General features: G+C 58.1%; 17 protein-coding genes and 1 pseudogene. 14 read left to right on the plus strand and 4 right to left on the minus strand.

Annotation, left to right across the window (positions count from 1 at the left end):
- Positions 1-92: 92 nt before the first annotated feature.
- The 9 genes and pseudogenes from EGY08_RS24765 (at position 93) to EGY08_RS24805 (ending at position 10610) form a co-directional block, all read left to right on the plus strand.
- On the plus strand, positions 93-1451 hold the full coding sequence (locus EGY08_RS24765; RefSeq protein ID WP_123829081.1) for an MFS transporter: 1359 nt from the start codon (positions 93-95) through the stop codon (positions 1449-1451).
- A gap of 11 nt (positions 1452-1462) precedes the next feature.
- Complete coding sequence (gtdA, locus tag EGY08_RS24770) at positions 1463-2500, plus strand: gentisate 1,2-dioxygenase (RefSeq protein ID WP_004122841.1); 1038 nt, start codon at positions 1463-1465, stop codon at positions 2498-2500.
- Positions 2501-2523: 23 nt separating this feature from the next.
- Positions 2524-3222: a fumarylacetoacetate hydrolase family protein gene (locus tag EGY08_RS24775; protein WP_004122838.1), complete on the plus strand. Its 699-nt coding sequence runs from the start codon at positions 2524-2526 to the stop codon at positions 3220-3222.
- A gap of 8 nt (positions 3223-3230) precedes the next feature.
- Positions 3231-3875: a maleylacetoacetate isomerase gene (gene maiA / locus EGY08_RS24780; RefSeq protein WP_123829450.1), complete on the plus strand. Its 645-nt coding sequence runs from the start codon at positions 3231-3233 to the stop codon at positions 3873-3875.
- Positions 3876-3883: 8 nt separating this feature from the next.
- Positions 3884-5077 (plus strand): 3-hydroxybenzoate 6-monooxygenase, encoded by a 1194-nt coding sequence (locus tag EGY08_RS24785; RefSeq protein ID WP_004122835.1) that lies wholly within the window; start codon positions 3884-3886, stop codon positions 5075-5077.
- A 172-nt stretch (positions 5078-5249) separates the two neighbouring features.
- Positions 5250-6188, plus strand: a complete 939-nt coding sequence (gene dusC / locus EGY08_RS24790) for a tRNA dihydrouridine(16) synthase DusC (protein WP_032742166.1) — start codon at positions 5250-5252, stop codon at positions 6186-6188.
- A 152-nt stretch (positions 6189-6340) separates the two neighbouring features.
- Positions 6341-7174: a transcriptional antiterminator BglG gene (gene bglG / locus EGY08_RS24795; RefSeq protein ID WP_004122830.1), complete on the plus strand. Its 834-nt coding sequence runs from the start codon at positions 6341-6343 to the stop codon at positions 7172-7174.
- Between the two features lie 52 nt (positions 7175-7226).
- A pseudogene (bglF, locus tag EGY08_RS24800) lies at positions 7227-9198 on the plus strand (PTS beta-glucoside transporter subunit IIABC).
- Between the two features lie 17 nt (positions 9199-9215).
- Positions 9216-10610 (plus strand): glycoside hydrolase family 1 protein, encoded by a 1395-nt coding sequence (locus tag EGY08_RS24805; protein ID WP_123829083.1) that lies wholly within the window; start codon positions 9216-9218, stop codon positions 10608-10610.
- A 102-nt stretch (positions 10611-10712) separates the two neighbouring features.
- Here the strand turns inward: EGY08_RS24805 and EGY08_RS24810 are convergent, their stop codons facing one another.
- Positions 10713-11447 (minus strand): class I SAM-dependent methyltransferase, encoded by a 735-nt coding sequence (locus EGY08_RS24810; protein WP_123829084.1) that lies wholly within the window; start codon positions 11445-11447, stop codon positions 10713-10715.
- A gap of 119 nt (positions 11448-11566) precedes the next feature.
- Here EGY08_RS24810 and mdtQ point away from each other — a divergent pair, with 119 nt between their 5' ends.
- Positions 11567-13006 (plus strand): multidrug resistance outer membrane protein MdtQ, encoded by a 1440-nt coding sequence (gene mdtQ, locus EGY08_RS24815; RefSeq protein WP_112165643.1) that lies wholly within the window; start codon positions 11567-11569, stop codon positions 13004-13006.
- A 105-nt stretch (positions 13007-13111) separates the two neighbouring features.
- Here the strand turns inward: mdtQ and EGY08_RS24820 are convergent, their stop codons facing one another.
- Positions 13112-13681, minus strand: a complete 570-nt coding sequence (locus EGY08_RS24820; protein ID WP_004122820.1) for a DedA family protein — start codon at positions 13679-13681, stop codon at positions 13112-13114.
- Between the two features lie 155 nt (positions 13682-13836).
- On the opposite strand from EGY08_RS24820, the gene EGY08_RS24825 reads away from it, so the two are divergent.
- Both EGY08_RS24825 and pbpG read left to right on the plus strand, forming a co-directional pair.
- The gene (locus EGY08_RS24825) at positions 13837-14424 is read left to right on the plus strand and encodes a Yip1 family protein (RefSeq protein WP_004122818.1); all 588 of its coding nucleotides are present in this window, start codon (positions 13837-13839) and stop codon (positions 14422-14424) included.
- A 176-nt stretch (positions 14425-14600) separates the two neighbouring features.
- On the plus strand, positions 14601-15548 hold the full coding sequence (gene pbpG / locus EGY08_RS24830; RefSeq protein WP_004122816.1) for a D-alanyl-D-alanine endopeptidase: 948 nt from the start codon (positions 14601-14603) through the stop codon (positions 15546-15548).
- A gap of 137 nt (positions 15549-15685) precedes the next feature.
- On the opposite strand, the gene EGY08_RS24835 is transcribed toward pbpG, so the two are convergent.
- Both EGY08_RS24835 and dld read right to left on the minus strand, forming a co-directional pair.
- On the minus strand, positions 15686-16240 hold the full coding sequence (locus tag EGY08_RS24835; RefSeq protein WP_004122814.1) for a GNAT family N-acetyltransferase: 555 nt from the start codon (positions 16238-16240) through the stop codon (positions 15686-15688).
- Between the two features lie 97 nt (positions 16241-16337).
- Positions 16338-18080: a D-lactate dehydrogenase gene (dld, locus tag EGY08_RS24840; RefSeq protein ID WP_123829085.1), complete on the minus strand. Its 1743-nt coding sequence runs from the start codon at positions 18078-18080 to the stop codon at positions 16338-16340.
- 194 nt (positions 18081-18274) lie between these two features.
- Here dld and bglX point away from each other — a divergent pair, with 194 nt between their 5' ends.
- Together bglX and EGY08_RS24850 are read left to right on the plus strand one after the other, a co-directional pair.
- Positions 18275-20572 (plus strand): beta-glucosidase BglX, encoded by a 2298-nt coding sequence (gene bglX, locus EGY08_RS24845; protein ID WP_123829086.1) that lies wholly within the window; start codon positions 18275-18277, stop codon positions 20570-20572.
- A 167-nt stretch (positions 20573-20739) separates the two neighbouring features.
- Positions 20740-21657 (plus strand): ABC transporter substrate-binding protein, encoded by a 918-nt coding sequence (locus EGY08_RS24850; protein WP_123829087.1) that lies wholly within the window; start codon positions 20740-20742, stop codon positions 21655-21657.
- Positions 21658-21664 lie beyond the last annotated feature (7 nt).

The following is a 21664-nucleotide window of genomic DNA, read 5'->3' on the forward strand; positions in this document are numbered from 1 at the left end:
ACCATTGTACATTTCATTGCCATGCTTACAAAATCGCAACATAAAAGAAATAAATACAACATCTACCTCCCTACCTGCTCTGAGGCATAACCATGACTCAACGACTTGAACTACAAAAACTACTCAATGCCGCGCCGGTCGGCGCCCGACAATGGCGCGTGATTATCTGCTGTTTCCTGGTGGTCATGCTCGATGGTTTCGATACGGCGGCGATTGGTTTCATCGCCCCGGATATCCGTAGTCATTGGCAGCTCACCGCCGGTGACCTCGCGCCGTTATTTGGCGCAGGGCTGCTGGGCCTGACCGCCGGGGCGCTGCTCTGCGGTCCGCTCTCCGACCGCTTTGGCCGTAAACGGGTAATTGAGTTCTGCGTCGCTCTATTCGGCCTGTTCAGCCTGCTTTCCGCGTTTGCCCCCGATCTACAGATGCTGGTGTTCCTGCGTTTCCTGACCGGGCTCGGCCTCGGCGGCGCGATGCCTAATACCATTACCATGACCTCGGAATATCTGCCTGCCCGGCGGCGTGGGGCGCTGGTGACCCTGATGTTTTGTGGATTCACACTCGGCTCGGCGTTCGGCGGCGTGGTCAGCGCGCAGCTGGTCCCGCTGATTGGCTGGCACGGCATTCTGGTTCTCGGCGGCGTTTTACCGTTGACGCTGGCGGTGGCGCTGATACCGCTGCTTCCCGAGTCTCCGCGCTGGCAGATCCGTCGCCAGCTCCCGCAAGCGGTGATAGCCAAAAACGTTGGCGCAATAACCGGCGAACGCTATACCGATACCCATTTCTGGCTTGATGAGCCTGCCGCAGCGGCGAAGGGCAGCATCAGCCAGCTGTTCGCCGGGCGTCAGCTGGCCATCACCTTAATGTTATGGGTGGTGTTCTTTATGAGCCTGTTGATTATCTATCTGCTCTCCAGCTGGATGCCGACGCTGCTTAACCATCGGGGGATTGATTTACAGCACGCTTCGTGGGTCACCGCCGCCTTCCAGATTGGCGGTACCTTCGGCGCCTTGCTGCTCGGCGTGCTGATGGATCGCTTCAATCCCTATCGGGTGCTGGCGCTGAGCTACGGCCTGGGGGCGGTGTGTATCGTCATGATTGGCCTGAGCGAGAACGGCCTGTGGCTGATGGCGCTGGCGATTTTCGGCACCGGGATTGGCATCAGCGGTTCGCAGGTCGGTCTCAATGCGTTAACCGCCACTCTGTATCCCACCCAAAGCCGCGCGACCGGTGTGAGCTGGTCAAACGCGGTCGGCCGCTGCGGCGCCATCGTTGGCTCGCTCTCCGGCGGCGTGATGATGGCGATGAATTTCTCTTTTGACACCCTGTTTTTTGTTATCGCAGTACCGGCCGTCGTTAGCGCCGTGATGCTTGTCCTGCTGACGCTTGCCGTCCGCAACCCAACATCTGTACCTGCCGCGTTGCCTTCTGCGGGCATCGTGAATAAATAAGGAGAACGCTCATGACTCAATCTTCAATGGAAATCAATAAAGATCGTCAGCAGTACTATCAGCATATTTCCGGGCAAAACCTGACGCCGCTTTGGGAATCCCTGCACCACCTGGTGCCGAAAACGCCGAACGCCACCTGCGCCCCGGCCTACTGGAATTATCAGGAGATTCGTCCGCTGCTGATGAAAAGCGGCGAGCTGATTGGCGCGAAAGAAGCGATACGCCGCGTGCTGGTGCTGGAGAACCCGGCGCTGCGCGGACAGTCATCGATTACCTCATCGCTGTATGCTGGTTTACAGCTGATCATGCCCGGAGAGGTAGCGCCGAGCCATCGGCACAACCAGTCGGCGCTGCGCTTTGTCGTGGAAGGCGAGGGGGCGTTTACCGCCGTTGATGGCGAACGCACCGCCATGCGCGCCGGGGATTTTATTCTGACTCCGCAGTGGCGCTGGCACGATCACGGCAACCCCGGCAATGAGCCGGTGGTCTGGCTCGATGGTCTCGACCTGCCGCTGGTGAATTATTTGGGCTGCGCTTTTGCTGAGGATTACCCGGAAGATCAGCAGCCGGTGACCCGCAAAGAGGGAGACTACCTGCCGCGCTACGCCGCCAATATGTTGCCGCTGCGCCATCAGGTGGGTAACTCTTCGCCCATCTTTAACTATCGTTACGACCGCAGTCGCGAAGCGCTGCACGACCTGACGCGAATGGGCGATGCCGACGAGTGGGACGGCTATAAAATGCGCTACGTCAATCCGGTTACCGGCGGCTATCCGATGCCGTCGATGGGCGCTTTCCTGCAGCTGTTACCGCAAGGGTTTACCTCACGCGCGGCGAAAACCACCGACAGCACTATCTATCATGTGGTGGAAGGTAGCGGCCAGGTCACCATTGGCGAACAGACCTTCACTTTCCAGGCAAAAGATATCTTCGTGGTGCCGACCTGGCACGCCGTCTCTTTTAACTCTGCCGAAGATACCGTGTTATTCAGCTTTTCGGACCGTCCCGTGCAGGAAGCGCTCGGCCTGTTCCGCGAAGCGCGTTATTAAAAATGAAGAATAAGGAATCCATCATGACTCAATACGTTTTTGCCCCCCAGGCCCCGATTAGCGTTCCAGTTGTCGGCAGCGATGAGCAGTTTCCGGTGCGCCGCGTTTACTGCGTGGGCCGCAACTATGCCGCCCACGCGCGTGAAATGGGCTTTGACCCGGATCGCGAACCGCCGTTTTTCTTCTGTAAGCCAGCCGATGCGGTGGTGCCCGTCGCCGCGGGAGAAACGCTGAACCTGCCGTATCCGACGCAAACCGATAACTATCACTATGAAATTGAGCTGGTGGTGGCGATTGGTAAACAGGGAAGCGATATCCCGCTGGAGCAGGCCCACGAGTATATCTGGGGCTATGCCACGGGGCTGGATATGACCCGCCGCGATCGCCAGATGGAGATGCGCCAGATGGGCCGTCCGTGGGAGATTGGTAAAGCTTTTGACCTTTCCGCGCCGATTGCGCCGCTGCACAAAGCGGATACGGCGGACGTGAACCAGGCCGGAATTTGGCTGCAGGTGAACGGGGAAGATCATCAGCGCAGCGATATTCGACACCTGATCTGGTCGGTCAATGAAACCATCAGCTATCTTTCCGGCTTCTTTGAGCTGCAGCCAGGCGATCTGATTTTTACCGGCACGCCGGAAGGCGTCGGCGCGGTGGTGAAAGGCGATGTGATCACCGGCAACGTAGAGGGTCTGACGCCAATCGCCGTGCGTGTGGTGTGAGGTGAATGATGAAGCTGTACAGTTTTTTTAATAGCTCGGCGTCATATCGCGTGCGGATTGCGCTGGCGCTGAAGGGCATTGACTACCAGAGCGTGGGGGTCAACATCCGCATTGGTCAGCAGAACGCGCTGGAATACCGGCGGCTGAATCCGGTTGGCCTGGTGCCAACGTTGATCACCGATGATGGCGAATCTCTCGGCCAGTCGCTGGCGATTGCCGACTGGCTGGATCGGCACTATCCGCAGACGCTGCTGCTGCCTCAGGACGACAGCGCGCGGATGCGGGTGCTGGAGATTGTTTACGCCATCGCCTGCGATATTCACCCAATAAACAACATGCGCGTTTTACGCTACCTTGGCGACGAACTGAAGGTAAGCGAAGAGGATAAAAAACGCTGGTATGCGCACTGGATCCAGCAGGGATTCAGCGCCGTCGAGCAGCTATTGCGCCACGCGAAATCCGGCGATTTTTGCGTGGGCGATGCGCCCACCCTGGCGGACTGCTGTCTGGTACCGCAGTGGGCCAACGCCTTGAGGATGGGCTGCGATCTCAGCCACTATCCACGCTGTCAGGCGGTCTATGACGCCTGCACCCGGCTGCCGGCGTTTATCGCCGCTGCGCCGGAAAACCAACAAGATAAGATCCCGGCTTAGGAGGCAACATGGCAAAAGTAATGCGAGCAATCATTGTCGGCGGTGGGATTGGCGGGGCAGCTACCGCTCTCTCTCTGGCGCGCCAGGGCATCAAGGTCATGCTGCTGGAAAAGGCCCATGAAATCGGCGAAATCGGCGCCGGGATCCAGCTTGGCCCTAACGCGTTCTCGGCGCTGGACAGCCTCGGCGTCGGCGAAGTCGCCCGTCAGCGTGCGGTCTTTACCGATCATATCACCATGATGGATGCGGTCAACGGTGAAGAGGTGGTTCATATTGAGACCGGACAGGCGTTCCGCGACCATTTTGGTGGGCCGTATGCGGTGATCCACCGGGTAGACATCCACGCCACCGTCTGGGAAGCCGCGCTGACCCATCCGGCTGTCGAGTATCGCACCTCGACGCAGGTGGTGGATATCCGCCAGACCGCCGATGACGTGACGGTTTTTGATGATAAAGGCAACAGCTGGACGGCGGATATTCTGATCGGCTGCGACGGCGGTAAGTCTGTGGTGCGCCAAAGCCTGCTGGGCGATTCGCCGCGGGTCACCGGCCACGTGGTCTATCGTGCGGTCGTCGATGCCGCCGACATGCCGGATGATTTACGCATCAATGCGCCGGTGCTGTGGGCCGGTCCGCACTGCCACCTGGTACATTACCCGCTGCGCGGCGGCAAGCAGTACAACCTGGTGGTGACCTTTCACAGCCGGGAAACAGAAGAGTGGGGCGTGCGCGACGGCAGTAAAGAAGAGGTGCTCTCCTACTTTAAAGGTATCCACCCGCGTCCCCGGCAGATGCTGGATAAGCCGACCTCCTGGCGCCGCTGGTCCACCGCCGACCGCGAGCCGGTAGAGAAATGGGGCAACGATCGTATTACGCTGGTCGGCGATGCCGCGCATCCGGTGGCGCAGTATATGGCCCAGGGGGCCTGTATGGCGCTGGAAGATGCGGTGACGCTGGGTAAAGCGCTGGCGCAGTGCGACGGCGACGCCGCCCGCGCTTTCGCGCTGTATGAGTCGGTTCGTATTCCGCGTACCGCGCGGATCGTCTGGTCGACGCGTGAAATGGGGCGGGTCTATCACGCCGCCGGCGTTGAGCGCCAGGTACGCAACCTGCTGTGGAAAGGCAAAACCCAGAGCGAGTTTTATCGCGGCATCGAGTGGCTGTACGGCTGGAAAGAGGATAACTGCCTGGAAGCACGTTAAGCGGCTTTGCATTTCCCGGGTCGCAAACAGAGGTGACCTTGTAGCCCGGCTAAGCGCAGTGCAAGCCGGGAAGCAGCAGAGCCGCGGCAGGGAAAACCGATATTGGCCCCTTTCAACCCGCATCCAGAGGCGCTAACATAGCGCCTCTTTTTTCCGGGCAATGAAAAACAATATGCGTGTACTACTGGCGCCGATGGAAGGCGTGCTCGATTCGCTGGTGCGCGAGCTGCTGACCGAAGTGAATGATTACGATCTCTGCATCACTGAATTCTTGCGCGTGGTGGATCAGCTCTTGCCGGTAAAATCGTTCTACAGACTGTGTCCGGAACTGCATAACAACAGCCTGACGCCGTCCGGCACCCGCGTGCGCGTGCAGCTGCTCGGGCAGTATCCGCAGTGGCTGGCGGAAAACGCCGCTCGCGCGGTCGAGCTCGGTTCCTGGGGCGTTGACCTCAACTGCGGCTGCCCGTCAAAGCTGGTAAACGGCAGCGGCGGCGGGGCGACGCTGCTTAAAGACCCTGAGCTTATCTATCGCGGCGCGAAAGCGATGCGCGAGGCGGTTCCCGGCCATCTGCCGGTCACGGTAAAAGTACGGCTTGGCTGGGACAGCGGCGAGCGGCGATTTGAAATTGCCGATGCGGTCCAGCAGGCCGGAGCCAGCGAGCTGGTGGTGCACGGTCGCACCAAAGAGGACGGCTATAAAGCGGAGCGCATCGACTGGCAGGCCATTGGCGAAATCCGTCAGCGCCTGACTATTCCAGTGGTGGCCAACGGCGAAATCTGGGACTGGCAAAGCGCCCAGGATTGCCTGGCCGCGACCGGCTGCGACTCGGTGATGATTGGTCGCGGCGCCCTGAACGTTCCAAACCTGAGCCGGGTGATAAAATATAACGAACCGCGTATGCCCTGGCCGCAGGTGGTCGAACTGCTGCAAAAATACACCCGTCTGGAAAAGCAGGGCGACACCGGCCTTTATCACGTCGCGCGTATCAAACAGTGGCTGAGCTATTTGCGTAAAGAATACCTTGAGGCTGCTGAGCTGTTCAGCGCGGTACGCACCCTACAGGATTCAACCAGCATTGCGCGCACGATTAACGACTGGCGTAGCTAAACTATCTGACCGGCATCACATTTTTTAGCTTGTCCCATTGAGATTACCCGGCGGACAGTGAAATACTCACTACCGATTGTTACTGCTCCGGCAGGCAAAACCTGATTTCCTGGCATCCGTCGGGGTCAGGTTTTTTTGTTTTTGGGGTTCATATGCAAATCGCCAAAGTACTTAATAATAATGTAGTGGTGGTTGTTGATGAGCAGCAGCGCGAACAGGTAGTCATGGGCCGAGGGCTTGCCTTTCAAAAACGCGTTGGTGACTCTCTTGATGAAAGTAAAATTGAAAAGGTCTTCGCGCTACAGAGCGATGAACTGGTTGGCCGTTTAGGTGAATTACTCAGTCAAATACCGTTAGAAGTGATGACGACCTGCGATCGGATCATCGATCTGGCGCGCGGTCGTCTCGGTAAGTTACAGGATAGTTTGTACATTACCCTGACCGACCACTGCCACTTTGCGATTGAGCGGCAGAAGAAGGGCATCGCCATTCGTAATGTGCTGCTGTGGGAAATAAAGCGGCTGTATCCGAAGGAATTTGAGTTAGGGCAGGAGGCGCGGGCGATCGTCAGCAAACGGCTCGGGGTTGAACTGGCCGAAGATGAAGCGGGTTTTATCGCCCTGCATCTGGTCACGGCGCAGCTCAACAGCGAAATGCCGGAAGTGATGCACGTGACCCGGGTCATGCAGGAGATCCTGCAGCTGGTGAAGTATCAGCTGACGCTGAACTACGACGAAGAGTCGCTGAGCTACCAGCGCTTTGTCACCCATCTCAAGTTTTTCGCCCAGCGTATGCTGACGCGAACGGTGGTTGAAGATGATGATGTGACGCTGCACAGCGCGGTAAAGGATAACTACCCTAAAGCGTGGAAGTGTGCGGAAACCGTCGCCCGGCACCTGCAAAAGAGCTATCAGCGGCCGCTGACGACGGAAGAGATTATGTTTCTCGCCATTCATATTGAGCGGGTGAGAAAAGAGGGACGCTAAGCGCCGATCGGGCCTGGCGCATACTCCCACTCTACAACTGGATTGTTACTGCATTACGCAGGCAAAACCTGAGCGCAACGCCTACACGGCGTTGTTCTCGGGTTTTTTTATTTTTAATACTCAGTTAACGATGCCTGCGGGCAGCGGAAGTAAGGAAAAACAGCATGGAATATAAAGCACTCGCGCAGGATATTCTCACTCGGGTAGGCGGCAGAGAGAATATTGTGAGTCTGGTTCACTGCGCTACACGGCTGCGTTTTAAGCTCAAAGATAGCAAGAAGGCGGATGCCGAAGGACTGAAGGCGAACCCTGGCGTCATTATGGTCGTCGAAAGCGGCGGCCAGTTTCAGGTGGTTATCGGTAATCACGTGCACGATGTCTGGCTGGCGGTGCGCGGCGAAGCCGGCCTGACGGATGACAGTGAGCCGGTGGCGGTAAAAGGCGAAAAAGTGTCGATTATCGGCCAGCTTATCGACATTGTTTCCGGTATTTTCACCCCGTTTATCGGCGTCCTGGCGGCCTCGGGGATCCTCAAAGGCTTGCTGGCGCTGGCGGTGGTTTGCGGCTGGTTAACGACGCAGCAGGCAACCTACAAAATCTGGTTTGCCGCAAGCGATGCGCTGTTCTTCTTTTTCCCGCTGTTTCTCGGCTATACCGCAGGCAAGAAATTTGGCGGCAACCCCTTTATTACCATGGTGATCGGCGGCGCGTTAACCCATCCGCTGATGATTCAAGCGTTTGACGCCAGCATGGCGCCCGGCGCCGCGACGGAGTATTTTCTCGGCATTCCCGTGACCTTTATCAATTACAGCTCCTCGGTCATTCCGATTATCCTCGCTTCGTGGGTCAGCTGCTGGATTGAAAAACGCAGCAACGCGATACTGCCTTCCTCAATGAAGAACTTCTTCACGCCGGCGATTTGCCTCGCCGTCGTCGTACCGCTCACGTTTCTGATTATCGGCCCCGTAGCCACTTGGCTGAGCCAGCTGCTGGCCAATGGTTATCAGCTTATCTATCAGGTTGCGCCCTGGCTTGCCGGAGCGGCGATGGGGGCGCTGTGGCAGGTATGCGTTATCTTCGGCCTGCACTGGGGATTGATACCGTTAATGATTAACAACCTCGCCGTGCTGGGCCATGATTCGATGATGCCGATGCTGCTGCCTGCGGTGATGGGCCAGGTGGGCGCCGCGCTGGGGATTTTCCTGCGCACTCGCGATGCGCGGCAAAAAGTGCTGGCGGGTTCTGCGGTTTCCGCCGGGATCTTCGGCGTGACCGAGCCGGCGATTTATGGTCTGAACCTGCCTTTACGCCGTCCCTTTATCTTCGGCTGCGTTGCTGGTGCCATCGGCGGCGCGATGGTTGGTTTTAGCGACAGCCACGTCTACTCTTTTGGTTTCGGTAACATTTTCACGCTGGCGCAAATGATCCCGCCGGAGGGCATTGACGCTACGGTGTGGGGCGGCGCGGCGGGGATGTTTGCCTCGTTAATCATCGCCTGCGTACTCACCCTCGTCGCCGGACTGCCGCGCAGCAGCGCTGAGCAGGCTGCGGTTGTCGTGGCTCCGGCCTCGGAAAACGATATCCTGGCGCCGATGACCGGCAGCGTTCTGGCGCTGGATCAGGTGCCTGACAGTACCTTCGCCAGCGGTCTGTTGGGCAAGGGCGTGGCGATTATTCCCTCAGTGGGCAAGGTTATCGCGCCGTTCTCGGGCGAAGTCGCTTCCATTTTTCAAACCAAACACGCCATCGGTCTGCTGAGTGACAGCGGCATTGAGCTGCTCATCCACGTTGGCATAGACACCGTTAAGCTCGATGGTGTGCCGTTTACCGCCCATGTAAAAGAGGGCGACAAAATCAAAGCGGGCGACCTGCTGCTGGAGTTTGACCGCAAGGCGATCCTGGACGCCGGCTATGATCTGGCGACGCCCATTATTATCAGCAACAGCGATGATTATCGTGCTCTCGACATGGTCTCCGCCAGCGCGGTGGAAGCCGGTCAGCCGCTGTTGTCTATAACCCGTTAACCACAGGAGAGAGATGAATGAAGAGATTCCCGCAGGCGTTTTTATGGGGCGGCGCGACCGCGGCAAATCAGGTCGAAGGCGCTTATCTGGAAGACGGGAAGGGATTAACCACTTCTGACGTCCAGCCGCGCGGCGTATTTGGCGATGTGGTAGAGCGCGTACCCGGCGATAGCGGCATTAAGGATATCGCCATCGATTTTTACCACCGTTATCCGGAAGATATCAGCCTCTTTGCCGAGATGGGCTTTAACTGCCTGCGCGTATCAATTGCCTGGGCACGTATTTTCCCTAACGGCGATGAGGCGCAGCCAAACGAAGCCGGGCTGGCCTTTTACGATAAGCTGTTTGATGAAATGGCGAAGCACAATATTACTCCGCTGGTGACCCTGTCCCACTATGAGATGCCGTGGGCGCTGGTAAAAAACTACGGCGGCTGGGGCAATCGCAAAGTGATTGGCTTCTTCGAGCGCTATGCCCGTACGGTGTTTGAGCGCTACCAGGCGAAGGTCAAACTGTGGCTGACCTTCAATGAAATCAATATGTCCCTGCACGCGCCGATGACCGGCGTCGGTCTGCCGGCCGGCAGCAGCAAAGCGGAAGTCTACCAGGCTATTCACCATCAGCTGGTGGCGAGCGCGCTGGCGGCAAAGGCCTGTCATGACATCGTGCCAGAGGGCAAAATCGGCAATATGCTGCTCGGCGGCCTGATGTATCCGCTCAGCTGCAAACCGGACGATATTTTTGAAACCCTGCAGCAGAACCGCAGCTGGCAGTTCTTTGGCGATGTCCAGTGCCGCGGCGCTTACCCGGGCTATATGCTGCGCTATTTCCGCGACAACGGCATTAATCTCGAAATAACCGATGCCGATCGCGCCGCCCTGAAAGAGACCGTCGACTTTATCTCCTTCAGCTACTATATGACCGGCTGCGTGACCGCCGACGAAGAGCTGAACAAAAAAGCGCGCGGCAATATTCTCAGCATGGTGCCGAACCCGCACCTGGCAAGCTCGGAATGGGGCTGGCAGATTGACCCGCTCGGTCTGCGCACGCTGCTGAACGTGCTGTGGGATCGCTATCAGAAACCGTTGTTTATCGTGGAAAACGGCCTGGGCGCCAAGGATAAGGTGGAAGCCGACGGCAGCATCAACGACGATTACCGGATCAGCTACCTTAACGACCATCTGGTGCAGGTTCGTGAGGCCATAGAGGACGGCGTTGAGCTGATGGGCTACACCAGCTGGGGGCCTATCGACCTGGTGAGCGCGTCGAAGGCGGAGATGTCCAAACGCTACGGTTTTATCTATGTCGATCGCGACGATGAAGGCAACGGCACCCTGGCGCGCAGCCGCAAGAAGAGCTTCTGGTGGTATAAAGAGGTGATTGCCACCAACGGCGGCAGCTTAAAAGAGTGATTGCTCTGGACAGGTAAAGCGTTAGCTGCCAGCTAATAAAATGCGAGCACGGAAGCTGACATCATTCTTATGGCCCGGATAACCTCCGGGCCATTTTGCGTATTACGCCGGCTTGCGCGCGCGCAGGAGGAAAATCATCGGCCGCTCTTTTTCTTCATCCAGCGCCGGCTGAGCGGCAATCTGCTCCGCCGTCGGTCCCCACTCATCCAGATGCTCGATGATAAAACCGGCGGCGATCAACTGGTTTATCCAGGTGGATAGCTTGCGGTGCTGTTTTTTCACTCCGTCGGCAAACCAGTTGCTGATGCGCTCGCCCTCCTGCTGGTAGTGGCTCACCGGCCAACTTTTCTGTCCGTTCTCATCCACCTGCCAGCCCTGCTGCGGCGGGGCGGTGTAGATGGGATGTTCAGCGGAAAACAGCAGCGTGCCGCCGGGCGTCAGCGCCTGGTAAGCGGTGGCGAACAGCGGCGCGACGTCGGGCAGATAGTGCAGCGCCAGCGAGCTATAGACCAGCTCGCAGCTATCGGCGGGCAGGGTAAGCGTCTGGAGATCTTCGCAGCGATAGCGAATACCTTCGCCGTGGGTCATTTCGCGGGCGCGATCTAGCATACGGCTGGAGAGATCCAGCCCGTCCACCTGCACGGCGCCCTGGTCACGGGCCCAGCGGCAAAACCAGCCGTAGCCGCAGCCAAGATCGACGACGCGTAAACCGGATAACGGTGGAAGCATTTGCTGAAGGGTTGGCCACTCAGGCGCGCCTTCCAACCCTTTGACTGAACGGTCGAGGGTGGCGTATCCGGCAAAAAAAGCGGGATCGTCATAGATGTTCTGACTCATTTTCACTCCATGAGAAGTTTATTTTTAGCCTGCTAATAGTTACGGCACACGCTTTACTAAACGGCAAGGATGCAAGTAGCTTAATATACCCGACCTTATTTAATCATCTGACCGATTTCATGAACCTGACTTTGAGCAAACGCGCGTTGGCTGGCCTGCCACTGGTTATCGCGCTGGCGGGCTGCGCGCCATCGCACGATACTGGCAAGCCGCTCCAGCAGCAAACCCCGGCATCCCACGTCGCAATGGAACTGCCCGCCGCCGTGAAAAACGGCTGGCCGCAGAGCAACTGGTGGCAGGATTATCATGACCCTCAGCTCAATAGCCTGATTCAGCGTGCCTTAGCCAACGCCCCGGATATGCAGATTGCCGAACAGCGCATCAGGCTGGCGGAAGCGCAGGCGCGGATGTCGAAGTCTAACCTGGGACCGAACCTGGATTTTTCCGCCGATATCGAACGGCAGAGAATGTCCTCCGAGGGGCTGATGGGGCCGTTTGCCACCGATACCGATGGCAACACCGGGCCGTGGTATACCAACGGCACCTTCGGACTGACCGCCGGATGGGATCTGGACCTGTGGGGTAAAAACCGCGCGCTGCTTAAAGCGCGCATCGGTGAAGTCAAAGCCCAGGTCGCCGAAGAGGCCCAGACCCGCGAACTGCTGGCCGGCAGCGTCGCCCGCCTTTACTGGCAGTGGCAGACCGAAGCGGCCATTAAAAACGTGCTGACGCAGGTGAAGCAGGAACAAAGTAATGTCGTCACCGTGGATACTGCGCTGTACCAGCGCGGGATCACCAACTCGGCCGAAGGGGCGGAGAACGATATTAACGTCAGTAAAACCGATCAGCAGCTCGCCGACGTAGCGGGTAATATGAAAGAGATCGAAGCGCGGCTGATGGCGCTGACCAACAGCCAGAGCCAGGCGCTGAATCTTCATCCGGCGGATTTACCCGCCGTCAGCGCGCAAATGCCAAGCCAACTGGGCTATGAGCTGCTGGCGCGACGCCCGGACCTGCAGGTCGCGCACTGGTATATCGAGGCTTCATTAAGCGAAGTTGATGCCGCGAAAGCCGCGTTTTATCCGGATATCAACCTGATGGCCTTCTTGCAGCAGGATGCTCTGCATCTCAGCGATCTGTTCCGCCACTCTGCCCAGCAGATGGGCGTCACCGCCGGGCTGACCCTGCCGATCTTTGATAGCGGCCGCCTGAACGCGAACCTGGATATCGCCAGCGCGCAAAACGCCCTGTCGATAGCGAAGTACAACAAAGCGGTGGTCGATGCGGTGAACCAGGTGGCGAAAACCGCCAGCCAGATGGAAACGCTGATGGCGAAAAATCAGCAGCAGCAGCAGGTTGAAAAAGATGCTCAGCGGATGGTCGCGCTGGCCCTGGCGCGAATGAATGCCGGGATCATTTCCGGCTCGCGCGTCAGCCTGGCGAAGCTGCCGGCGTTGCAGGAGCGGATTGCCGCGCTGCGCCTGCACGGCCAGTGGCTTGATGCCAGTATTCAGCTGACTTCCGCGCTGGGCGGCGGATATCATCAGGCGGCGAAGTAGTTCTGTTTCCCCGGCTCGCGCTGCGCTTAGCCGGGCTACAGATTGCGTAGTCCATGGGGTTTGTAGCCCGGATAAGGCGTTTACGCCGCCATCCGGGAACTCTCGTTACTCTTTCTTCTTTGCCTCGCGGCGCTTTAGCCACCAGTGCGCCGCAACCACCAGTGCCACCGCCAGAATCAGCCAGATCCAGTGCTTGAGATGCGCGTCCAGATGATGCAGCCACGGGCCAATCGCTTCGCCGCCGAGATAGCCGAGCGTGGTAAAGATAAGCGCCCAGATAATCGCGCCGAGAATATTCAGCGGCAGAAACACCTTCGGCGGCAGGCGGCTGGCGCCAATCAGCAGTGGGCCGATAACCCGGAAGCCGTACATAAAGCGGGTGCCGATGACAAACAGGTAGGGGCGACGCTGGATCATGCGCTGGGCTTTCTGGATCCGTTTTTTCTGGCGCGCAAACCGCCGCAGGATCCGTCCGCCAAAGCGCCTGCCGAGCAAATAAAGCAGCTGATCGCCAATCATGCCCCCGAGGGCGACCGAAATAACCACCAGCCAGAACTTCAATAATCCCTGATGTGCCGCCACGCCGCCGAGCAGCGTAATGGTTTCGCCTTCCGCCATGCTGCCAATGACCAGCGCCGCGTAGCCGTACTGGGAAATCAGGTTATTGATATCCATATAAAGATTAACTCCATAAAACGTCAGTCCCTTAATCATACACCCTGATGATAAAAATGCGGGGGAAGCGCATTTTTCTCGCTGTACACAAAATAATCTACAAGGTGAATTATACTTGGATCAATGCTGTACCACGCCGTGACAAGGGGGACGCTATGAACCATGTCTGGGGGCTCTTCTCTCATCCTAATCAAGAGATGAGCGTTATTAAAAGTGAAAACGAAACCGTTTCGCATCACTATACGCACCATGTGCTGGTCATGGCGGCGGTTCCGGTTATCTGCGCCTTTATCGGCACCACGCAGCTGGGCTGGAACTTCGGCGACGGCACGGTGGTAAAACTGTCGCTGATGACCGGGCTGGCCCTGGCGGTGCTGTTTTATGCCGTCATGCTCGCCGGGGTTGCGGTGATGGGGCGGGTTATCTGGTGGATGGCGCGAAGCTATCCGCAGCGGCCATCGCTTAAGCGCTGTATGGTTTTCGCCGGCTATGTCGCCACGCCGCTTTTCCTCAGCGGGCTCGTGGCGCTCTATCCGCTAGTGTGGCTGTGTGCGCTGGTGGGAACCGTTGCGCTGCTGTATACCGGCTATCTGCTGTATCTCGGTATTCCGACTTTCCTTGGGATCAATAAAGAAGAGGGGCTGAGCTTTGCCAGCTCGACCCTGGCGATCGGGGTGCTGGTGCTGGAAGTGCTGCTGGCTATCACCGTCATTCTCTGGGGATACGGCTACCGACTCTTCTGATTTAACTCATTGCCGGCATAAATAGATTTTTATGTCGGCAATGCAGCATTTGTTCACGATTCTTATTAGCCAGCTCGCGTTCTGACAGGGTATGATGATTTTTGCCAGCGGCGTCATCACCCCAGCGCCGCGGCGTACGTTCATAACGTGCAAAAATACTTTTCAGAATGTTCACGATGACCAAATTTCGAGTTTCTTTGCTCAGCCTGACGTTGCTGCTGGCTGTGCCTTTTGCGCCCCAGGCGATGGCTAAAACTTCCACGGCGATGACCGCCTCCCAGCCGGATATCGCTTCCGGCAGCGCGATGATTGTCGATCTTGCCAGCAAAAAAATCATCTATGCCAGCCAGCCGGATCTGGTTCGCCCGATGGCGTCGATCACCAAAGTGATGACCGCGATGGTGGTGCTTGACGCCCATCTGCCTCTTGATGAAATGCTGACCGTTGATATCAGCCAGACGCCTGAGATGAAAGGGATCTATTCGCGCGTTCGCCTGAACAGCCAAATCAGCCGCCGCAATATGCTGCTACTGGCGCTGATGTCGTCGGAAAACCGCGCCGCCGCCAGCCTGGCGCACCATTATCCGGGCGGCTACGACGCGTTTATTCGCGCGATGAACGCCAAGGCGCAGGCGCTGGGGATGACCCGTACCCGTTACGTCGAGCCCACCGGCCTGTCGATTCATAACGTCTCTACCGCGCGCGATCTGACTAAGCTGCTGATCGCCAGTGAGCAGTATCCGCTGATTGGCCAGCTGAGCACCACCAAAGAAGATATGGCGACATTCGCCCACCCGGCCTACACGCTGCCGTTCCGCAATACCAACCATTTGGTCTACCGCGACAACTGGAATATACAGCTGACCAAGACCGGCTTTACTAACGCGGCGGGCCACTGCCTGATTATGCGGACGGTAATTAATCAGCGCCCGGTGGCGCTGGTGGTGATGGATGCATTTGGTAAATATACCCACTTTGCCGACGCCAGCCGTCTGAGAACGTGGATTGAAACGGGAAAAGTGATGCCGGTTCCGGCTTCCGCGCTCAGCTATAAAAAGCAGCGTGAAGCGCAAATGGCCGATGCGATGCTGAAAGGCGGCGCGCAGACCGCGCAGAACGATTAACCCCATTTCCCCGGCTTGCGGCGCGCAGATTGCTGGATACCTGTAGCCCGGCTAAGCGCAGTGCGAGCCGGGGAATTTTCCCGGCGGCGGCGCTGGCGCGCCTGTCCGGGCTACCGTTTACCCGCGACGCTAAGGGGTTACTCCGGCAGCGTCCAGTCGCCATCGCCGAGCGGGCGCTGCATAATCAAGGTATCCCGCCAGTCGCCCATCTTATAGCCGACGCTGCGCAGCTGACCTGCCACGCTAAAACCGAACTTTTTATGAATCGCGATCGACCCGGCGTTGCTGTGCCCGTCGCCGATAATCGCCAGCATCTGCCGCCACGGTCCCTGTTCGCATTTCGCAATTAACCGCGAGAGTAGGGCGCTGCCGATACCGCGTCCGCCCATTCCCGCTTCAACGTAAATCGACTCTTCCAGCGTGTAGCGATAGGCCGGACGCGGGCGGTAAAAAGTGGCGTAGCAGTAGCCGACGATGGTTCCGCGCCACAGGGCTACCAGCCACGGCAGACCGCTATCGCGCACGGTTTTGATACGCTTGCGCATCTCATCGACGGTTGGCGGGATCTCTTCAAACGAGGCGCGTCCATTGAGTACGTGCCAGACGTACAGCGCGGCGATGGCGTGGGCGTCATCGGGCAGCGCTTCGCGGATCTCTATGTCAGCGTCATGTAGCTTATCCACTGCGGGCATGATGGGTGGGTTCCTTAAACGGGTTTGCCGGAGAGGAGAATTCTCCGGCGTGCAGCGTAATACAGAAGCCCCGGGGCTGAACAGTCCCCCGTGCGGATTATTGCCGTTCGGCGGCGCCTGTCGTTTTATCCGGCGCTTCGCCCCAGTATTTTTGCTTACTGGTTTTACCGATCCCCGGATTCATGCTGTTGGTGGGATCGTTTTCGCGATAGAAGCGTTTTAAGCTTTCCGGCGCTTCATACAGATGGCCGACGTTATGCTCGGCCGGATACTGAGCGCCGCGCTCCTTCAGCAGCACCAGCATTTTCTCTTTCAGTTCGTGGGCATCGACGCCTTTTTTCACGATGTAATCCTGATGGAAAACGTGGCACATAAAGTGGCCGTAATAGAGCTTATGCACCAGTTGGCTATCAATATCGGCGGGAAGATGCTCAAACCACTCGGTGTCGTTACGGCGCAGGGCGATGTCCAGCGCCAGAATATCTTCCACCTCATCGGCGTGAACCGCCTGGTAGCGGATCGCCGCGCCCGCGGCGGCAAAGCGGTGCAGAAAGGCTTTACTGCCTTCTTCCGCGGTGCAGACGAAGAAATCGCCTTCGGCGTTCTTAAAATATTCCCCGAGCCAGGCCTGGGCTTCTTCGATGCCGTCACCCGCCATCTTCAGCAGCAGATGGTGTTCGTATTTATCGCGCCAGGTTTTCATTCGCTCCGGCAGATGCGCCGGGAAGACGTGACCCAGTTTTTGCATAAAGCGGTCGGTGAAGTGCGGCTTAAACAGCGACACTTTCTCCAGCATCGCGTCGGTACGGCCCTTCATGGTAAAGAAGAACGGCATTTTATCGGTGCCGAGCTTGTCGATCATCAGGAAGGTATCTTTCCCGTACTGCTCGGCGATATCGTAAATATCGCGGTGCATGTACTCGCCTGCCACCGGCAGATGGTTAAATTCGGCGAGAATATGGCGGCGAATTTCGGTCAGCACTTCCGGGCGGTTGGTGCCGATATAGAAGACCTGCTGGCGTTTTTCCGCCGGGAAGGTATCGAGGCGCACGGCGAACACCGCCAGCTTGCCGGCGCAGCCCGAGGATTCAAACAGGCGATCCGGGTCGGCGTTGTAGCGCGCCGGGGTATCGGCATTTACGTCGCGCACGCGGGTGACGTAATCATGATCGTGGGCGTGGCGACCATCGTGGCGGACATCTTCATCTTTAACCCGCTCGTCGTCGAGGCGGCTGAGGATTTGCTCCGGCGTGGCGCCGAGGTCAATGCCGAGGTGGTTCACCAGGCTGAGCTTGCCGTTTTCATCGATTTGCGCGTATAGCGACATTTCGGTGTACGCCGGGCCGCGCTGGACCAGCGAGCCGCCGGAGTTGTTGCAGATCCCGCCGACCACCGATGCCCCGATGCAGGATGAACCAATGACCGAGTGCGGCTCGCGGCCCAGCGGCTTCAGCGCTTTCTCCAGCGAATAGAGCGTCGTGCCGGGATAGGCCAGCACCTGCTCGCCTTTACCCAGCAGATGCAGTTTATCCAGGCGCAGGGTGCTGATAATCACGATATCGCGGTCATAGTCGTTGCCGTTCGGCGTTGAGCCTTCGGTCAGGCCGGTATTCGCCGCCTGCATCAGAATGATTTTGTCGGCGTTGACACAAGCGCTCAGTACGCGCCACAGCTCCAGCAGCGTACCGGGAAAGACCACCGCCAGCGCGTCGCCCTGGCCGGAGCGGAAGCCTTTACGGTAGCGCTGGGTTTTAGCCGGGTCGGTGAGCAGATGGGACGAGCCGACCAGACGGGTGAGTTCAGCCAGAAAAGCGTTGTTATGGGTTGTTGCAGATGACATGTTCCACTCCTTGTGGTGGTACAAAATTATCAAAAATAAGAATAGCGCTTTGTATGACAATTTGATGCATCAATGTTTCGAAAAATCAGAGAACAACGCGCGCTTTATTCAGGCGTCTCGTTTATGTTTATGGCAGACTTCGATTTTTGCTATCTTTTCGCCGATCTGGTCGACTGGAACAATGAGGGATAAAAATGAAATGGCTTTGTACTGTAGGCGTCGCTGTGAGCCTGGCGCTGCAACCCGCGCTGGCGGATGAATTGTTCGGCAATCATCCCCTAACGCCGCAGGCGCGGGATGCGTTTGTGACGGAACTGCTGACGAAAATGACGGTGGATGAAAAAATCGGTCAGCTGCGCTTAATTAGCGTCGGCCCGGATAACCCGAAAGAGGCCATCCGCGAAATGATCAAAGAAGGTCAGGTGGGGGCGATTTTTAACACCGTGACCCGCCATGATATCCGCACTATGCAGGATCAGGTGATGGAACTCAGCCGCCTGAAAATCCCGCTCTTTTTCGCCTATGACGTGCTCCACGGCCAGCGCACCGTTTTCCCGATTAGCCTTGGTCTGGCCTCTTCTTTTAACCTCGACGCAGTGAATACCGTCGGGCGAGTATCGGCGTACGAAGCGGCCGATGATGGCCTGAACATGACCTGGGCGCCGATGGTCGACGTCTCCCGCGACCCGCGCTGGGGCCGCGCCTCGGAAGGCTTCGGGGAGGATACCTACCTGACCACCGAGATGGGCAGGGCGATGGTCGAGTCGATGCAGGGGAAAAGCCCGGCCGAGCGCTATTCGGTGATGACCAGCGTCAAGCACTTTGCCGCCTACGGCGCGGTTGAAGGCGGAAAAGAGTACAACACCGTTGATATGAGTCCGCAGCGCCTGTTCAACGACTATATGCCGCCGTACAAAGCGGGGTTGGATGCGGGCAGCGGCGCGGTCATGGTGGCCCTTAACTCGCTTAACGGCACCCCGGCGACCTCCGATGCCTGGCTGCTCAAGGACGTGCTGCGCGACCAGTGGGGCTTCAAAGGCATTACCGTCTCCGACCATGGGGCCATCAAAGAGCTGATTAAACACGGGGTGGCGTCGGACCCGGAAGACGCGGTGCGCGTGGCGCTGAAGTCCGGCATCAACATGAGCATGAGCGACGAGTACTACAGCAAGTATCTGCCCGACCTGGTGAAGTCCGGGAAGGTGACGATGGCGGAGCTGGATGACGCGACCCGCCACGTGCTGAACGTCAAATACGATATGGGCCTGTTTAATGACCCGTATAGCCACCTGGGGCCGAAAGATTCCGACCCGCAGGATACCAACGCCGAAAGCCGCCTGCATCGCAAAGAAGCGCGCGAAGTTGCGCGCGAAAGCCTGGTGCTGCTGAAAAACCGTCTCGATACGCTGCCGCTGAAAAAATCGGGCACTATCGCGGTGATTGGCGCCCTGGCCGACAGCAAGCGCGACATGATGGGCAGTTGGTCGGCGGCGGGCGTGGCCGATCAGTCGGTGACCGTGTTGACCGGTATGCAGAACGCGCTGGGCGACAAAGGCAAGATTATCTATGCCAAAGGCGCCAACGTGACCGACGATAAAGGCATCGTCGACTTCCTCAATCTGTACGAGAAAGCGGTGCAGGTTGACTCGCGCTCGCCGCAGGAGATGATTGACGAAGCGGTGGCGGCAGCGAAGCAGTCTGACGTGGTGGTTGCCGTGGTGGGTGAGGCGCAGGGCATGGCCCACGAAGCCTCCAGCCGTACCGACATCACCCTGCCGCAGAGCCAGCGCGCCCTGATTAGCGCCCTGAAAGCGACCGGCAAGCCGCTGGTGCTGGTGCTGATGAACGGCCGTCCGCTGGCGCTGGTGAAAGAGGATCAGCAGGCCGATGCGATCCTTGAAACCTGGTTTGCCGGTACCGAAGGCGGCAACGCGATTGCCGATGTGCTGTTCGGCGACTACAACCCGTCGGGCAAGCTGCCGATGTCCTTCCCGCGCTCGGTTGGACAAATCCCTACCTACTACAGCCATCTCAACACCGGTCGTCCGTACAATGCGGATAAGCCGAACAAGTACACCTCGCGCTACTTTGACGAGGCCAACGGTCCGCTCTATCCGTTTGGCTACGGCCTCAGCTACACCACCTTTAGCGTTTCCGACGTAAAAATGTCGGCGCCGACCCTGCAACGTGACGGCAAAGTGACCGCCAGCGTGCAGGTGACCAATACCGGCAAGCGTGAAGGAGCGACGGTGATTCAGCTTTATCTGCAGGACGTCACCGCTTCCATGAGCCGTCCGGTGAAAATGCTGCGCGGCTTCAAGAAGGTGACCCTCAAGCCGGGCGAGACGCAAACCGTCAGCTTCCCGATTGACGTTGAGGCGCTGAAGTTCTGGAACCAGCAGATGAAGTACGATGCCGAGCCGGGTAAATTCAACGTCTTTATCGGCGTCGATTCCGCCCGCGTGCAGCAGAGCGAGTTTGAACTGCTGTAATGGCGATTTGTCGCCCGGGTAAGGCGTCAGCCGCCACCCGGGAACACGCTTTCCGTTATCCTAAAGGCCGATTAATCGGCCTTTTCTTTTTCCGCTCCGCCCTAAATGAACTACGCTTTTCTCTTAAGCTCCTGTTAATGGAGCGCAAATTAAAGAGGGACGCGAGGATGATAAAGGCAAGTGTTTGGTCAGGCGCGCTGGCGCTGGCGGCCCTGATTAGCCTGCCGCTGCAGGCGGCCGAGCCGGTTAAGGTCGGCTCAAAAATTGACACCGAAGGGGCGCTGCTCGGCAATATTATTTTGCAGGTGCTGGAAAGTCATGGGGTAAAAACCGTCAATAAAATCCAGCTTGGCACCACCCCGGTGGTGCGCGGGGCGATAACCGCCGGTGAGCTGGATATTTACCCGGAATATACCGGCAACGGCGCGTTCTTCTTCAAAGAGGAGAACGACCCGGCGTGGAAAAACGCGCAGCAGGGATACGAAAAAGTCAAAAAGCTGGACGCGGAAAAGAATAAGCTCATCTGGCTCACCCCGGCTCCGGCCAACAATACCTGGACTATCGCCGTTCGTCAGGATCTGGCGGAGAAAAACCACCTCGCCTCATTAAGCGACCTCGCCGGCTATCTGCAAAAGGGTGGCGACTTTAAGCTGGCCGCCTCGGCGGAATTTATTGAACGGCCGGACGCGCTGCCGGCGTTTGAAAAAGCCTACGACTTTACGCTCAAGCAAAATCAGCTGCTGTCGCTGGCGGGCGGCGATACGGCGGTCACCATCAAAGCGGCGGCGCAGCAAACCTCCGGCGTGAATGCGGCGATGGCCTACGGTACCGATGGCCCGGTCGCCGCGCTGGGTCTGCAAACCCTGAGCGACCCGAAGGGCGTGCAGCCGATTTATGCACCCACGCCGGTCGTGCGTGAAGCGGTGTTAAAAGCGTATCCGCAGATAGCCGACTGGCTACAGCCGGTATTTGCCAGTCTGGATGAAAAGACGCTGCAAAAGCTGAACGCCAGCATTGCGGTAGAGGGGCTGGATGCGAAGAAAGTCGCCGCCGACTATCTGCAACAAAAAGGGCTGCTGAAGTAGCGCGCGC

It is taken from the genome of Klebsiella sp. FDAARGOS_511, assembly GCF_003812845.1.
GTDB classification, from domain to species: Bacteria; Pseudomonadota; Gammaproteobacteria; order Enterobacterales; family Enterobacteriaceae; genus Klebsiella; species Klebsiella grimontii.

Excerpts from the sequence above, each read along its gene's own strand:
- dld (WP_123829085.1), bottom strand. The coding sequence starts at position 18,080 with ATGTCATCTGCAACAACCCATAACAACGCTTTTCTGGCTGAACTCACC.
- EGY08_RS24850 (WP_123829087.1), top strand. The coding sequence starts at position 20,740 with ATGATAAAGGCAAGTGTTTGGTCAGGCGCGCTGGCGCTGGCGGCCCTG.
- EGY08_RS24805 (WP_123829083.1), top strand. The coding sequence starts at position 9,216 with ATGAAGAGATTCCCGCAGGCGTTTTTATGGGGCGGCGCGACCGCGGCA.
- EGY08_RS24835 (WP_004122814.1), bottom strand. The coding sequence starts at position 16,240 with ATGCCCGCAGTGGATAAGCTACATGACGCTGACATAGAGATCCGCGAA.
- EGY08_RS24820 (WP_004122820.1), bottom strand. The coding sequence starts at position 13,681 with ATGGATATCAATAACCTGATTTCCCAGTACGGCTACGCGGCGCTGGTC.
- bglX (WP_123829086.1), top strand. The coding sequence starts at position 18,275 with ATGAAATGGCTTTGTACTGTAGGCGTCGCTGTGAGCCTGGCGCTGCAA.
- EGY08_RS24785 (WP_004122835.1), top strand. The coding sequence starts at position 3,884 with ATGGCAAAAGTAATGCGAGCAATCATTGTCGGCGGTGGGATTGGCGGG.
- bglG (WP_004122830.1), top strand. The coding sequence starts at position 6,341 with ATGCAAATCGCCAAAGTACTTAATAATAATGTAGTGGTGGTTGTTGAT.
- gtdA (WP_004122841.1), top strand. The coding sequence starts at position 1,463 with ATGACTCAATCTTCAATGGAAATCAATAAAGATCGTCAGCAGTACTAT.
- maiA (WP_123829450.1), top strand. The coding sequence starts at position 3,231 with ATGAAGCTGTACAGTTTTTTTAATAGCTCGGCGTCATATCGCGTGCGG.
- EGY08_RS24775 (WP_004122838.1), top strand. The coding sequence starts at position 2,524 with ATGACTCAATACGTTTTTGCCCCCCAGGCCCCGATTAGCGTTCCAGTT.
- EGY08_RS24825 (WP_004122818.1), top strand. The coding sequence starts at position 13,837 with ATGAACCATGTCTGGGGGCTCTTCTCTCATCCTAATCAAGAGATGAGC.
- mdtQ (WP_112165643.1), top strand. The coding sequence starts at position 11,567 with ATGAACCTGACTTTGAGCAAACGCGCGTTGGCTGGCCTGCCACTGGTT.
- pbpG (WP_004122816.1), top strand. The coding sequence starts at position 14,601 with ATGACCAAATTTCGAGTTTCTTTGCTCAGCCTGACGTTGCTGCTGGCT.
- dusC (WP_032742166.1), top strand. The coding sequence starts at position 5,250 with ATGCGTGTACTACTGGCGCCGATGGAAGGCGTGCTCGATTCGCTGGTG.
- EGY08_RS24765 (WP_123829081.1), top strand. The coding sequence starts at position 93 with ATGACTCAACGACTTGAACTACAAAAACTACTCAATGCCGCGCCGGTC.
- EGY08_RS24810 (WP_123829084.1), bottom strand. The coding sequence starts at position 11,447 with ATGAGTCAGAACATCTATGACGATCCCGCTTTTTTTGCCGGATACGCC.